The 14,103-nt window shown below is 63.6% G+C and carries 12 protein-coding genes; 5 read left to right on the top strand and 7 right to left on the bottom strand.

Translation table 11 applies throughout. The annotated features are described in order from the left end of the window. Nucleotides 1-232: 232 nt before the first annotated feature. From GL4_RS00915 to GL4_RS00925, 3 genes are all read left to right on the top strand, one after another. Nucleotides 233-2,227 (top strand): acyl CoA:acetate/3-ketoacid CoA transferase, encoded by a 1,995-nt coding sequence (locus tag GL4_RS00915; protein WP_045363532.1) that lies wholly within the window; start codon nucleotides 233-235, stop codon nucleotides 2,225-2,227. A gap of 254 nt (nucleotides 2,228-2,481) precedes the next feature. Next, a complete protein-coding gene (locus GL4_RS00920) occupies nucleotides 2,482-3,342 on the top strand; it encodes a D-alanyl-D-alanine carboxypeptidase family protein (protein WP_045363535.1) in 861 nt (286 codons plus the stop codon). Nucleotides 3,343-3,497: 155 nt separating this feature from the next. After that, the gene (locus tag GL4_RS00925; RefSeq protein ID WP_045363538.1) at nucleotides 3,498-4,112 is read left to right on the top strand and encodes a hypothetical protein; all 615 of its coding nucleotides are present in this window, start codon (nucleotides 3,498-3,500) and stop codon (nucleotides 4,110-4,112) included. A gap of 6 nt (nucleotides 4,113-4,118) precedes the next feature. Here GL4_RS00925 and mdoH read toward each other — a convergent pair whose 3' ends face one another. The 3 genes from mdoH to GL4_RS00940 form a co-directional block, all read right to left on the bottom strand. Further along, a complete protein-coding gene (mdoH, locus tag GL4_RS00930) occupies nucleotides 4,119-5,990 on the bottom strand; it encodes a glucans biosynthesis glucosyltransferase MdoH (protein ID WP_082025383.1) in 1,872 nt (623 codons plus the stop codon). Nucleotides 5,991-5,993: 3 nt separating this feature from the next. Continuing rightward, complete coding sequence (locus GL4_RS00935) at nucleotides 5,994-7,493, bottom strand: OpgD/OpgG family glucan biosynthesis protein (RefSeq protein WP_172653265.1); 1,500 nt, start codon at nucleotides 7,491-7,493, stop codon at nucleotides 5,994-5,996. A 284-nt stretch (nucleotides 7,494-7,777) separates the two neighbouring features. After that, on the bottom strand, nucleotides 7,778-8,119 hold the full coding sequence (locus GL4_RS00940; protein WP_156137334.1) for a hypothetical protein: 342 nt from the start codon (nucleotides 8,117-8,119) through the stop codon (nucleotides 7,778-7,780). Nucleotides 8,120-8,192: 73 nt separating this feature from the next. Here GL4_RS00940 and GL4_RS00945 point away from each other — a divergent pair, with 73 nt between their 5' ends. Continuing rightward, nucleotides 8,193-8,999 (top strand): metallophosphoesterase family protein, encoded by an 807-nt coding sequence (locus GL4_RS00945; protein ID WP_045363548.1) that lies wholly within the window; start codon nucleotides 8,193-8,195, stop codon nucleotides 8,997-8,999. Here the strand turns inward: GL4_RS00945 and GL4_RS00950 are convergent. Continuing rightward, nucleotides 8,959-9,444 carry a Crp/Fnr family transcriptional regulator gene (locus tag GL4_RS00950; protein WP_045363551.1) on the bottom strand — a complete coding sequence of 162 codons (486 nt, stop codon included), beginning with the start codon at nucleotides 9,442-9,444 and terminating at the stop codon, nucleotides 8,959-8,961. The genes GL4_RS00945 and GL4_RS00950 overlap by 41 nt on opposite strands. Nucleotides 9,445-9,509: 65 nt before the next feature. Continuing rightward, complete coding sequence (locus GL4_RS00955; RefSeq protein ID WP_052464012.1) at nucleotides 9,510-11,879, bottom strand: AsmA family protein; 2,370 nt, start codon at nucleotides 11,877-11,879, stop codon at nucleotides 9,510-9,512. Between the two features lie 228 nt (nucleotides 11,880-12,107). On the opposite strand from GL4_RS00955, the gene gpmA reads away from it, so the two are divergent. Further along, nucleotides 12,108-12,851 (top strand): 2,3-diphosphoglycerate-dependent phosphoglycerate mutase, encoded by a 744-nt coding sequence (gene gpmA / locus GL4_RS00970; protein ID WP_045363560.1) that lies wholly within the window; start codon nucleotides 12,108-12,110, stop codon nucleotides 12,849-12,851. 23 nt (nucleotides 12,852-12,874) lie between these two features. On the opposite strand, the gene GL4_RS00975 is transcribed toward gpmA, so the two are convergent. Next, a complete protein-coding gene (locus GL4_RS00975) occupies nucleotides 12,875-13,219 on the bottom strand; it encodes a hypothetical protein (protein WP_156137335.1) in 345 nt (114 codons plus the stop codon). 42 nt (nucleotides 13,220-13,261) lie between these two features. Next, entirely contained in the window at nucleotides 13,262-13,960 is a 699-nt protein-coding gene (locus tag GL4_RS00980) for a hypothetical protein (RefSeq protein WP_156137336.1), read from the bottom strand. Nucleotides 13,961-14,103: the final 143 nt, after the last annotated feature.

The raw sequence follows: 14,103 nt of genomic DNA on the forward strand, positions 1-14,103 counted from the left end.
TGCGGCATGGCGAGAAAGAAGCCCTGCCGTGCCACTCCCGAGGACCGCGCCGCGATAGACCCCCGGCCCGCCGGTCCGTTTTTGGCATCCGCGACTCGGTGAGACGCGCTCTGGAAGTCAATGAGGCTTTGGTCTAATGCTGGTCCGATGAGGCCCTTCTTCTTGGGCTTCCAAAAAGCTGTGCCCTTTTCGCAAGTGCGAAAAGAGAAGACCCCAGAGGAAACGGACGGACATGAAAGACAAGGTCATCAATGCTGACGAAGCGATCGCGCTGATCAGTGACAACGACGTCGTCACGACTACGGGTTTTGTTCAAAGTTGCATACCCGAAGCGCTTCACGCTGCCCTAGAGAAGCGTTTTGTCGAGACAGGTGCCCCCCGTGACCTCACGCTGATCATGTGCGCCGGCGCCGGCGACAGTAAGGGCCTTGGCACCGGCCGTCTGCACCATGAGGGTCTTCTGAAGCGCGTGATCGCCGCCAACTTCGGGCGGATGCCCAAGGTAGCCGAGGCAGCGCAACAAAATAAGATCTGCGGCTACAACCTGCCCCAAGGCGTGATCTCTCAACTCTACCGGGCCTGTGCCGCCGGTCAGCCCGGCCTCTTCTCCAAGGTCGGCCTTCACACTTACGTTGATCCGCGGATCGACGGCGGCAAGGTCAACGACATCACGAAGGAAGACATCGTCAAGCTCGTCGACGTCGAGGGAGAGGAGTGGCTCTTCTACAAGGCGACCAAGATCGATGTGGCCTTCATCCGCGCCACGAGCGCCGATCCGTCGGGCAATCTCAGCATGGAGAAGGAAGCGCTGACGCTCGATAGCCTGGCCCAGGCCATGGCCGCCTACAACAACGGTGGCCTTGTCATCGCCCAGGTCGAGCGCATCGTCGAGCAGGGGTCCCTAAAGCCGAAAGAGGTCAAGGTGCCCGGCATTCTGGTGGACTGCGTCGTCGTCGCCGACCCGCCGGAGATGCACCGCATGAATTACGGCGTGATCTACGATCCGGCGCTGTCCGGCGAAATCCGCGTGCCGGTGGATGCCATGCCGAAGATGCCGCTCGATGCCCGCAAGGTGATCGCGCGCCGCGCCGCATTCGAGCTCCCGCCCAACGGCGTCGTGAACCTTGGCGTCGGCGCGCCCGACGGCGTGGCCTCGATCGCCAACGAGGAGAAGGTGACGCCCTATATCACCCTCACCACCGAAGCCGGCGCCGTCGGCGGCGTGCTGGCGGGCGGATCGAGTTTCGGATCCTCGGCCAACGCCCACGCGATCATCGACCAGAACACGATGTTCGATTTCTATGACGGCGGCGGGCTCGACCTCACTTGCCTCGGCATGGCCGAGTGCGATGCGCAAGGCAACGTCAACACCAGCCGCTTCGGCGGCCGCCTCAACGGATGCGGCGGCTTCATCAATATCTCGCAGAACTCCCGCGCCGTCGTGTTCGCGGGGACGTTCACCGCGGGCGGGCTGCAAGTCGAGATCGCGAACGGCACGCTCAAGATCGTTCAGGAGGGCCGCGCCAAGAAGTTCGTCAAGCAGGTCGAGCAGATCACGTTCAGCGGGCACTTCGCGCAGCAACGCTCACAGCCGGTGATCTACGTCACTGAGCGTTGCGTGTTCCAGCTGACCCCCGATGGGCTCGAGCTAATCGAGGTCGCTCCGGGCATCGACATTGATCGGGACATTCTCCCCCACATGGAGTTCGAGCCCGTCAGCATCAATCCGATCTGCATGGAACGGCGCATCTTCTTCGATGAGCCGATGGACCTCTTGTCCGACCTGATGAACCTGAAACTCTGGGAGCGCGTCAGCTACGACGCGGATCGGAACATCCTGTTCCTGAACCTCGAAGGCTGGAGTGTCCGCAAGAAGAGCGATATCGACGACCTCCAGAAGGTCCTGTGCGATGCCTGCGAGAAGGCCGGCAAGCGTGTCAACGCCGTCGTGAATCACGATGGCAGCCGGATTGCGGAGGACCTCTACGACGACTATGCCGCGATGATCGAGTATATGATGCAGCATCATTACGCATCGACCACCCGGTATACGACCAGCGCCTTCATGCGCCTCAAGATGCAGGAGGCGTTGAGCAAACGCGGACTCGCACCGCATGTCTTCGAGAAAGCGTCCGAGGCTCACGAGGCTCTCGGACTCGACGACAGCGGCAACTCGGGTCCGAAGCCGACGGCGCGTCGTATGGCAGAAGCTCCTATGGGTAAGTAGGACCGGGGCGGCCAGCGTCAATGCCTATACGAAACACACGCGGGGCGGCCTTGCGGCATGCCGTGCGACCACCGCACCGTTGGAACTGTCATCGAGCCTTATTATAGATTGCTCAACGACACTCGAACGAAACGCGGTGGCGCCGGATCATGTTGCAAAGATGGGGGCGGCTTTTCGGATTAGCTTGCATCGCCGTGACGGTGGTTTCGGCGATAGCATTGACAGGGCTGCACCGAACGGCACAGTCGAGCGCGATGAACAAGGGGATCGAACCGCCGGACGTGAGCGCGAAATCGGTGTTCGTGCTGAATGCCGATACGGGTGAAGTCCTCTATGAGAAGAACCCCGACGAAGTCTTCCGGATCCTCAGCCTCACCAAGCTGGTGACAGCCTACCTCCTCGTGGACCGGATGGGCGACAGGCTCTCCGAGACGATCAAGATCAACTGGCCGCACCTCGCCGGCGGCTCGTCCGCGAAGCTCAAGCGGCTCGATGTCTGGACGCTTCAGGACCTGCTCTATGGCATGGTGCTCGTCTCCGGCAATGACGCCTCGCTCGCCATCGCCGACGCGGTCGGGCACGACCTGTTGGCCTCTGAGGGCCAGCGCGGCGACACGGCTAAGGCCACGGCGCGTTTCGTCGAAGAAATGGGGGCCGCGGCCAAGACGCTCGGTGCGCACAATGCGACCTTTGCCGACCCGTACGGCTTGTCGCCCCAGAACGCCGCGACAGCGCGCGACATGGGGCTGATCGCCGCCCAGATCTTCGTGGATCCGCGGCTCCTGCCCGCATGGGCTTGTACCGAGCGCACGCTGCATATCGAGGGAAGACAGCCCCGCACGGTCACGCTCAAGACAAGCCTCGAAATCCTCGGCGAAGGATCCGTGATTGGCGCCAAGACGGGATCGCACGTGTCCAAGAACATCTACAATCTGGTCACGGCATGGCGCGCACCGAGCGGCCAGACTATCGTGGGCGTGGTGCTGGGCAGCAAGAGCCATCCCGCGCGCTACGACGAGATGCGCGCCATCATCGACGCGGCGCCCCGCGACTTTCCGGAGCTCGGGGCGGTCGAGACCGCTACAAAGCGCGCGTCCACCGACACGTGTCATTAACGGAAACCGCCTAGATCGCCGTGGGGCACGAACGGGCCGGTTCAGATGGGCCGGTTCGGACATCCATCGGTCAGCACGCATGCCTGCCGGGGTGGCGCGCTGGATCGGGGGTCTGGCCTGTGGCATAGTGCGCATCTGCGTAGGGAGTAACGTTCATGGCCGAGCATAAGCTACTCGGAATTCTTCTGGCGATCGGCCTTTGCCTTGTCGCGGGTGTCTTCTTCTTGATCGACACCGAAGACACGACTACCAAAGACACGCTGGGGATGACGGTTGACGTTGCGCCGCCGGCCGACGACTCGGGCTCGGCGGCAGCCGACAACCGGCCGACCATGGGCACGCCCTTGCCGCCGGACTCGCCCCTTGCCGGCAAGGTGCTCGTTTCGAAGCAGCCCGTGCAGGTGCTGTCCTCACCCAGTCCCTCCGCAACACCGCTTTACAGCCTTCCTATGGGGCGGCCGTTCCGCGCCGTGGCGAAACAAGGCAGGTATTTGCGTATTCAGGACGTGAATAGCGGCGCCGGCGGCTGGATCGAGCAGGCCGCTCTCGCGCCCGCGCCCGCCCAGAAGCGAGCTGCGGAGCCAAGCCGCGCCGCCCCGTCCGATTCCGGCGCCAGCCCATCGCGACGGACCACGACGTCCAGCCCGCCGAAGCAGACAACCACAACCACGAGCACGGCAGCTGCGCCCAAGAAGGAACAGCCCCAGCGCCGTTCCGGCGGCGGTCTGTTCGGCGGCAACGGACCGCTTAAGGGCCTGTTCGGCAACTAGCAGAACCTACCCCGGTACGGCCTCGCCCTTGGGCATGGAGGCTTCCTTGTCGCGCCGGCGCTCGGCGGCGATGCGAAACAGGCCTGCCCGCAAGGCTGCGGCGCCCACGCCCCGCCGCGCTGTCACATAGGCAAGCGGGATGGCGGCCGTCAGTCCCAGCCACACGGGCAGAAGCCACAGCCAGACCGACACGGACACGCTGAACGCGGCGAACGACAGGGCGAGCCCCATGGCCGTCAGCCCCAAATTCCCCCGGACCAAGGCTGTGAAGGAGGCATCCGCCGCAAACCGCTGCTGAGCGGCCCAGCCCGAATCGCGCCCTAGGACCACTTCCAGCACGGCGCGGCTCTGCAGAAGCATCAGCACCGGCGCCAGGAGCGAGGACAACAACACTTCGAGAACGACGCTGCCCGTCAGCGCGAGGCCCCCGCCCGCGGCCGTGCGCCTGCCACCGTCTATCATGGCCGCGGCCCAGGCCAGCACCTTCGGCATGAGCAGCACCGCCAGGGATACGCCCAGCAGAGACCACGCCTGCCGGGCATCGAACTGCGGCCAGGTCGGATAGAGCGCAAAGTCGCGGGGGAAGTAGTCGATCGGGACCGCCACGGCGATCCAACTCAAGGCAAAGCCGGTCGCCAAGAAGAGGAGCCAGATGGGCGACGCCAGATAGCTCATGATGCCGTTGACGAGATGGAACCGGCTCATCCAATGAAGCCCCGCCCCGCCGACGATGCGGGCGTGCTGAAGATTGCCTTGTGCCCAACGGCGGTCGCGTGCGGCGTGCTCGGACAGCGTCGGCGGCGTCCCCTCGAAACTGCCGGCGATATCGGGCCGCATGGAAACGCCGTAGCCGGCCCGGCGCATCAGGGCGGCCTCGACGAAGTCGTGACTGAGGATCGGTCCGCCGAAAGGCGGCACGCCGCGGAGGTCCGGGAGCCCGCACGCTTCGGCAAAGGCCCTCACTCGGATAATCGCGTTGTGGCCCCAGTAGTTGCTGTCGTTCCCGAACCAAAGCGCAAGGCCCGATGCATGAAGCGGTCCATAGACGGCCGCGGCGAATTGCTGGAGCCGAGCGAACAGCGTTTCGCCGCCGGTGAGATGGGGCAAGGTCTGAATGAGACCGGTCCGGGGTTCCGCTTCCATGGCCTGCGCGAGCGCGATCACCGCGCCGGGAGTCATCGTGCTGTCTGCGTCGAGAACGATCATGAAATCGTAGCGGCCGCCCCACCGGCGCACGAACTCGGCGACGTTACCCGCCTTCTTGCCTTCATTGTTCTGCCGCTTGCGGTAATACGCAAGGATGCCATGCCTGCCGAGAGACCGAAGCCGGTGCGCCGCCATCTCTTCGCGGCGCACCGTCTCGGCGTCGCTCGTGTCGCTGAGAACGAAGACCTCGAAATGCTTTGCGCATCCCTTTGCCGCGAGTCCCCGCGCCAGATCGCCCAGCGACCCGAACACCATGTCCGGATCTTCATTGTAGACGGGCATCACGATCACCGTTCGCGTCGTCAGGGGCGTGGCACGCTCGGTGCTTTGCGCACGAAGGCGCCGGCTGACCAGAATGCAGAAGCCGAGCAGCGCGGTCGCCGCCGACAGTGTGATCCACGCGAATGCCAAGGCGAACAGGATAACGAGGAGCACCTGCAGACTGGTGGCATTGCTCTGCCCCACGATGGCGTACATCTGCGTCGCCCCGTACATGGTGACAGCGCCCGCGGTCGCGAACACGAAGAGGCGCGCGAGCAGAACCTTCCAGGACAGCCACCCAAGATGGCGCGGACTCGGCCAGTGTCTGAGGCACTGCCGCGGCATGGTCAGCCCCTGCTCCGGCGGCACGAGTGCTGTAGGGCTGAGAGACTTGGTTGCGGCCTCTATCATGACTCAGCCCGTCCACCGGTACAGCCAGGTCTCGCTGACGACCGCGCCGTGATGCTCCAACGCGAGCCGAAGCTCGCTCAGGTCGACCCCGCTTGTGTCCAGCTCGAAGCTCGCCCGATAGCCGCCCGTGGCACGGTTCGGGTATCCGACGACGTTGGCGACCTCGCCGGCGCTCGCCCAAACGCTCGGCTCGATCTCGTCCGGGAAATAGTCCGCGCCCTTGCGGCCGCCCGGCGTCTCCACGTCCAGCGGCGCCTCGAAGTCCACGACGAAGAGCTGCCGGCTGCGATCCAGCGTCAGTCCGCCATTGGTTTCCTTCACGCGCGCAAGACCACTCTCGGTCAGGGGGCGTCCCCAACGCAAGGCGTAGGCGTAGTGCATCGGCGCACCGGGCTTGAGCACGCGGGAGGGCCGCCAGAAGGCGACGATGTTGTCGTTGAACTCCCTGTCGGACGGGATCTCGACGAGCTCCACGACGCCCTCGCCCCAACCCTCGCGCGGCACGACCCAAATGCTCGGCCGCAGCTCGTACTTTGCTTCGAGATCCTTGAAATCGGTGTAGCGCACCGAGCGCTGTTGCAGGCCGAAGCCCTTTACATCGTTGGCCGCGAACGCGCTCATCTGGAGCGACGTAGGATTTGCGAGGGGCCGCACGACCCAGTTGCCGCCAGCCTCGGCAATTGTAAGCGTGTCGGAATCATGAACCGCGTCGCGATAGTCCGGAAAGCGCGGCTTCTCCATCGAGCCGAACAGATACATGCTGGTAAGCGGCGCAAGACCCAAATGGCCGATCTCCGCGCGGGCGAACAGCGTCGCATCCACGTCCATCAGGGTCGAGTGACCAGGCATGATCTGAAAGGTGAACGCGCCGGTGACGCGCGGGCTGTCCAGCAAGGCGTGCACCGTTGCGATACGCGCACCGACTGCCGGCCGCTCGACCCAAAACGCACGAAAGATGGGGAACTCTTCCCCTTCCGGCTCTCCGGTATCGATCGCCAGCCCGCGGGCGGACACGCCATAGACCTGCCCCTCGCCAACCGAACGGAAATAGCTCCCGCCCTGGAAGACGGCGATCTCATCCAAATAGCCAGGGGTGTTGATCGGATAGCGCAGGCGAATACCGCTGAAGAGGCGCGCGCCGGGCTCATGCGGCAGCTCATTCTTCCCGAATGCAAATAGAGAGGGATCGTAACGCACTGCCGCTTCGACACCGTTCTCGACGAGATGAACGTCGACCGGCGTGTCGTAGATGAACCCGCTATGCAGGAGCTCGAGCACAAAGCCGCGTTTGTCGCCCGACCAGATCGCATGGCCCGGCCGAAATTGAATGTCACGGTACTGATCATATCCGAGCGCGCGAAAGGGATCCCCGACCTTCTGCGGCGGTTCGTAAGGCCGTGCGGCGAGTGTCTCGGCGCGCGCAACAATCTCATCGCGATTGAACGACCGGCTACGTTCCTCGGCCCAAGCCGGGTCGGCAACGCGCGGCGCAATCGCGCTCAACGCACTTCCTCCGCCAGCAACCAGAAACTCGCGACGGTTCATCCCGACCCTTCGGATGAAAATTCCAAACCGGAGACCAACGTAAGTTTGGCGTGCTGTGTTCCGACTTCAGAACCGCTTTCTGAATTGAGTCGCAGGCAAAACGTCGCAGCGACGGCGATTGCCGTCTGCTTAAGCAGTCTCATAGGGGGAATGCGCAAGGCGCGGGCGGATGGCGCGTAATTGCACTGAGGTCCGCGGGAAGCCTGGCGGGCGGCGCGGCGCGGCACCGCCATCGCTACGCGCTAGAGAGCGCGATGCCGGCCGACGGGAACGCCGATGATGAGATCCGCGCTTGCGGACTCGACAGTCGTCACTTCGGGCACCGGGACAGTCGACAAGCGATTGTCGAGTTGCATGCCGAGCCAAATCAGGGCGATCGCACCTGTCAGGCCGAACAGCTCCACCAGCTGGTGACGCCGGGCCAGGGTCCGGAAGCAGATCGGACGCTGCCGCCTCAAGAAGCGCTTGCGTCCGTAGAAGGGTGTCATCAGGTTGAGCATCATCGTATGCTGATCATTGGTGCCGTTGGAGGCCTGCGAGCGATGGTGCAGGTCTAACCGGGGGACCCCAAAAGAACCGTTCACGACGTCGCCGATTCTCCGATTTGCACGGGGAACCTGCGAACAAGGTGAGCAAACTGTTGACGGTGGAAACGCCATGCGCCTGCTCCTGGTCTCCGACCTGCACTATTCGCTGCCGCTGTTCGACTGGGTCGTCGGGGTCGCGGGCGATTTCGACGTCGTGGTCATGGCAGGCGACCATCTCGACCTCGCTTCGCTGGTGGACGGCCGCGCGCAGGCCACCGTGGTCCGGAAGTACTTCGATCGCATTCGCACCAAGACGAAGCTTCTCATCTGCTCGGGCAATCACGACCTCGATTCGAAAAACGAGGCCGGCGAATGGACGGCGCGCTGGCTGACGGGGCGCCGCAAGGACGGCGTTCTGTCGGATGGCGAGACGACCCGTATCGGCGACATCCTGTTCACGGCCTGCCCTTGGTGGGACGGTCCGGTGTCACAGGCCGAGATCGGCCGGCAGTTCGAGAAGGCCGCCAAGGACCGCGAGGGGCGTTGGATTTGGATCTACCATGCGCCGCCGTCGAAATCGCCGATCGCCTGGAGCGGTCAACGCTATTTCGGAGACGACGCGCTACTGCGCTGGATTGAGGAGTACCAGCCGGACATCGTCATGTGCGGCCACGTGCACGAAGCGCCTTATGTGGCGGATGGATCATGGGTGGATCGCGTCGGCGCGACCTGGGTCTTCAACACGGGTCACTATCTGGGGGCCCCGCCCGCCCACGTCATCATGGACACCGACGAACAAGAAGCGATCTGGTTCTCGGCGGCGGGAACCCAGCATGTCCGCCTGACGGAAGATTTGGCGCGCCCGGTGCCGAACCTTCGCGCCCTCCCCGATTGGCTTAAAGACGGGGATCCGATTCCCGCTCCGGACCAGGGCTGAACTCTCTTTCGTGCGTGTGCATCAGCGTGTCGAGCACCTCGCCGACCATGCCGAGATGGTCCGCGCGATCTTCGAACTGTTGCTTGATGTCCGCCAAATAACAGGTTGCGGAGTTCAACCGGCTTGCGAGGAGCCGCGCCACGTGAAACGCAATCTCGGGGCGCGACCGCAGGAAGCTCGCGGCATCGTCGAACACGAAAAGGGTGCAAGGCGTCATGGTGCGGACGGTCGCCGTGTGGGGCCGCTGCAACAGCACCGACATTTCGCCGAACAGGGCGCCCGGTTCGTCCACGACCGCCACTTGCGTCTCGCCGCGCAGGACCTCGACCTCACCGTCCTTCAAGACGTAAAGATGTCCCGACGTCGTGCCCTCCGTCAGCAACACCTCGCCCGCCGGAACTTCGGCAAGCGGTGTACCCTGACAGACTTCGAGGAGCGATTGCATGACGTTGAGCCTAGCGCGCGGCCAACGTTTGTCAAACAGCGGCCTGGGGGCAATGCGTCACACGTCTATTGCCCGGAGAGCCAATTGTTGAGGAGCTGCTTCCCGATATCCTCGGGCTTCAGCTTCTTTTTCTTGGTGTTGTCCTGGGCCTGATTTTGGGTCTGGGTCTCGGGCTGAGCCGTGCGGTTCGTCGTCGGCGCCGTGCCCGTCGCCGCGCCGGTTTTTGGCTGCTGCGCAGGTTTAGGCTGTTGCGCGGCTTTGGGTTGTTGCACAGCATTGGGTTGCGGCGCGACGTTGCCGCCGCCGATTAGTCCACCAATGCCTTCGATCAGCTTGTTCTTGTCGATCTTGCCGTCCTTGACGACGCCGTCCAGCGCGCCGGCGGCGCCACCCAGCCCGCCCGGCAGATTCTTCAGGTCCTTGCCGAACTGCTTGTAGCGCGCAATTGCCTCGGCGGGGTTCTCCAGAATGCCTTTGATGTCAGGATAGATCTTCGGGTTCGCCCAAGGCCCGACGATCATGACCGGCACGCCGAGACCGGCCATCTCCTGCTGGCGCCCCTGGCCCTCAAGCGAGGCCACGAGCTGCGGATCGACGCGAAGCTTCAGCGACTGCTGGGGAAGGTTGACCGTGCCGCCGCCATTCACCGTCACGAGCGGTCCGACGAGGTGGATGTCCTTCGTTTGGGCCACACCGTTCTTGATCTGAAAGCTCGCCCCGAGCGATGCGAAATCCGTCTTCTCGGCCGCACCGCCCTGCCAGCCGTTGATCGCGCCCTGTCCCAGGTTGCGGATCATCTTGGCGACATTGACGCCACGAATAGCGCCGTTCTTGAACTCAACGCTTGCCTTACCGCCGAGCGAGCCGACCATCGCCCGCTGACTGGTACCGGCCGTCCCGACATTGAGTGACACGGTCCCCTTACCCTCGATGGAGTCGAGGCCCGCGGCATCGTTGAGGAACGTGCGACCGTCGAAATTCTTCAAGGACGCGTTCACACGCTGCGTGGGCCGCTTGCCGCTGGCATCGATGACCACGGTTGCATTGCCCGCGCCGCCATAGAGCCCGAATTGCGCCAGCTTCGCGTCGAGCTTACCGCCATTGAGTGTGACCTGGAGGGAGACGGGCGCGATCTTGACGTCGTCGTAAATAAGTTGCTCCGCACGCAGATTAACTTTGCCGTTGACCGATCTCAGGATCGAAAAGTCGATCTTGTCGTTGCTCCAACCGCTGCCGCCTGCGCGCTTGGCCCCGCCGCCTTCTTTCTTCGCGCCGCCGGAATTCGAGCTTTTGGATTTTTTCGGCGATGACTTCTTGCTCCCTGTCATCGCGTTGATGTCGATCGTCTTTGCGCCGAATGCGGCCACTACATAAGGCACCTTGTTCGCGAGACTGGCCTGAACCTGGCCGGCGAGAACCGTGCCGCGCACATTCGCCCGCAACGGGTTGATGGTGATAATTTTGTCCTTGTAGTGCACGGTGCCGGCGAAGGTATCGCGTCCCATCGTCCCGGTGAGCTGACTGAGCGTCGCCGCGCCGTCCTTGTAGAGGGCCGAGCCCGACAGTGTCTTGTCACCGGACTTGGCGCTGAACTGAGGCAGCGTCAGCGTCTCGTCCTTGTAGGATGCGGTGCCGCTCAAGCTCACCGGATCGTCGAGCGTGCCGGGCAGGCTCGCCTTGATGCGTACGGGCACCGTGGCGCCGCCGAGGAACGGCCCGAAGTTTCCGATCGCGGCGCCGAGCGTCATCGCCTTGCCATCCACCACGGCGGACGTATCGAGGTTCATCGGCTCGTCGTATCCAGGCAGCGAAGCCGTGAGGTTGAGCTTCGCGATCTTGGTCCCGGGCTTTCCACCGGACGACGGCAAGGTCACAGTGCCGTTCTTGATGACGAGCTTGTCGAGAGAAATCGATTTCAGTTGCTCGGCGAACGCGGCCATGCCCGACTGCCCGTCCTGAGCCGCGGGCGATGCTGGAGCGGCGGGAGCATATGGCGCAGCCGGCGTGGCTGGCGCCGCGCCCGGTTGTGCGGCGGGTGGAGCTGGTTGGGGAGGCTGTGCCGGCGCTGGCGCCGACGCCGTCGTCTGCGGCACGGCGACAACCGGATTGACCAGGGTCACCTCGCGCACGCGAACGTTCCCCTGCAGAAGTCCGGTCCACAAGAGATCGAACCGGACCTCCTGTGCCTTCGCGAACTCCTTGTCGCCGCCGGCGGTCGGCTGCGCGATCCCGACATCTTCGGCCACGAGGGCGAGAGAAGGAAACACGGTGATATCCAACGGGCCGCTCACCCGAAGCCGGTAGCCGGTCATCTGCTCGACCCGCGCGAACAGCTCGTTCCGCACATCGTCCGCGGAGATGAACATCGGGGCGACGAAAATCAGGCCCGCGATCAAGACCACGATAGCCGTCAGGATTGAGAAGATGAGCCGCACAATGCCTCTCCGCAGGTGTGGTGGGGTTGAAGCCAGTTTACCGCGATTCCTGCCATGTCAGGAAAGGTCGCGAAAACCTGACAAAATACCGCCGTCGAGGAGGAAATTGGCTTTGAAATACGTGCAAATAACGGCCAGACACAACGGTGGCTGCAAGAATGTCCGCCTTGCCCTTTCGCTTGTGGCCCCATAAACCGTCCCGGCGGAGAATTTGCAAGGAGGAGCCCAATGCCGCGCCTGATCTTGCTTAGACACGGCCAAAGCGTCTGGAACCGCGATGCTATCTTCACGGGCTGGACGGATGTCGACCTCTGCGACAACGGCATCGAGGAGGCCCAGCGCGCGGCGGAGCTCCTGAAAGATCATAATATTGAATTTGATCAATGCTTTACCTCGTATCTGCACCGCGCCATCCATACGCTTTGGATCGTTCTCGAAGCGTTGGACAAGACTTGGCTGCCCGTGGAGCGCAACTGGCGGCTCAACGAACGCCATTACGGTGCGCTTCAAGGGCGCAAGCGTGACGTGGTCAAGGAAGAGGTCGGCGCCGAGCAGCTACATATCTGGCGCCGGAGCTATGCCGTCCAGCCGCCCGCTCTGACGGAGGACGATCCGCGCTATCCAGGCAACCAGGCCAAGTACAAGGGCGTGCCGCGGCGGCATCTGCCCCTCACCGAGAGCCTGAAGGATACGGTTTCGCGCGTCTTGCCGTTTTGGCAGGAACGGGTGGAGCCGCTGCTGATGCAGGGACGCACGCCGCTGATTTCCGCCCATGGCAACAGCCTGCGCGGTCTCATCAAATATCTCGATGGAATCTCCGACGAGGACATCCCCAGCCTCGAAGTGCCGACCGGCAAGCCGCTGGTCTACGACCTCGACGATGGTCTGCAGACGGTCCGCAGCTTCTATCTGGAAGATGGCCAAGAGGCGCACAGCCTGCCAAAGGCCAAGGCGGCACGCTCAACCGCCTAGCCGGCCAGCCCGGGAGGCGCTTATCACCAAAGGTTCTGCGGCCCATAGGCCCCGCAAGCGCCCTGCAGCCGGGTGTCGCCGCCCATCGCCTGGCAGATCTCCACCTTCTTGAGGGGGTTGTTGCGCACTTCCGCATCGGAAACGCGCCAGCCGTAACTGCGCGCGACCCGTGCGATCTGCCGGTCCCGGCAGATCTGGGTCGAGACCAAACCGGTCTTGTTGACCTGGAAGATTCCCTTGCAGCGGATTTTCGCCGAAGCGGGGGCGGTGCAGACCGCTATCAGGAGAGCGAAAAGAGCGCTCGCGATCAACGGCGCGGCTGCACGCCACCTAGAGAGGACCGGCTTCAAGGCTGCATCTGCCATCATCACCTCCGTGGCGCCGCCCCGGGACGAGACAGCCCCGCGCACCTACCACTCGACGGACTGCAACGCCGGGAAGAAACCATCCTCACGAAAGGCATAAGCCTCCCCGTTCGGCCATACGGCTGCGGGACGTCCGTCCGAAACCAGGGCGCCGTCCTCGAGCCGAAGGCGCGGCAGCGGGAGGCAGACGAAGCGCTGCCCGACAATCCAGAACGACCCGAGCCCGGCCATCAAGGCGTCCGCGAATGGCATGTAAGCCTCGTTGAGGTCCTCGAGACGCTCACTCTCCACACTGGAGTTCGCCACCACGTCACGCATCACCGACGTGACCAACGAGGCTACGTTGTACCCTCGCGTGCCGGCGTCGCCCGAAATCAAGTTCCGCAGAGCCAGCGCGAATATTTCTAGATGCAGCGCGTCGGCGATCCGCTCGGCCGCATTGGCTTGCGCCCGACGATAGGCCTCCGAGGTCGCAGGATCCGCACTGAGTTCCGCCATGGCCTCATCGCGCATGGACTTCGTGGTGTCTGCCCAAAGGCAGGATTCTGAGCTCGAGAAGTCGATTCCGGAAAGCTCGTCATTGGCCTGTTGCGGCCCCATGGCCCAGGTGAAGGAAACGTCTCGAAAACCGATCAGCCGCGCGTGCCGGCTCACAGCTTCCTCAACCACGATCGGGTCGAAATACGGCCGCTCCGGATCGATTCCGTTCAGGCGTGAGATAATTTTTTCGACTTCATCCACCACGGCCATGTCCTCCCTGCGGGGCGCCCTTCCGCGCTTTAGCCGGTAACGCCTCTTCTAAAGGTTCTTGTCTGTCTTGGCAGTGCCGCTATGGAGCGCTTTAAGCGCCCGCGTCCCCCTAGCATAGCCTATCGCGCCCCGTCGCG

Origin of the sequence: Methyloceanibacter caenitepidi, from assembly GCF_000828475.1 — a bacterium.
Classification (GTDB): Bacteria; Pseudomonadota; Alphaproteobacteria; order Rhizobiales; family Methyloligellaceae; genus Methyloceanibacter; species Methyloceanibacter caenitepidi.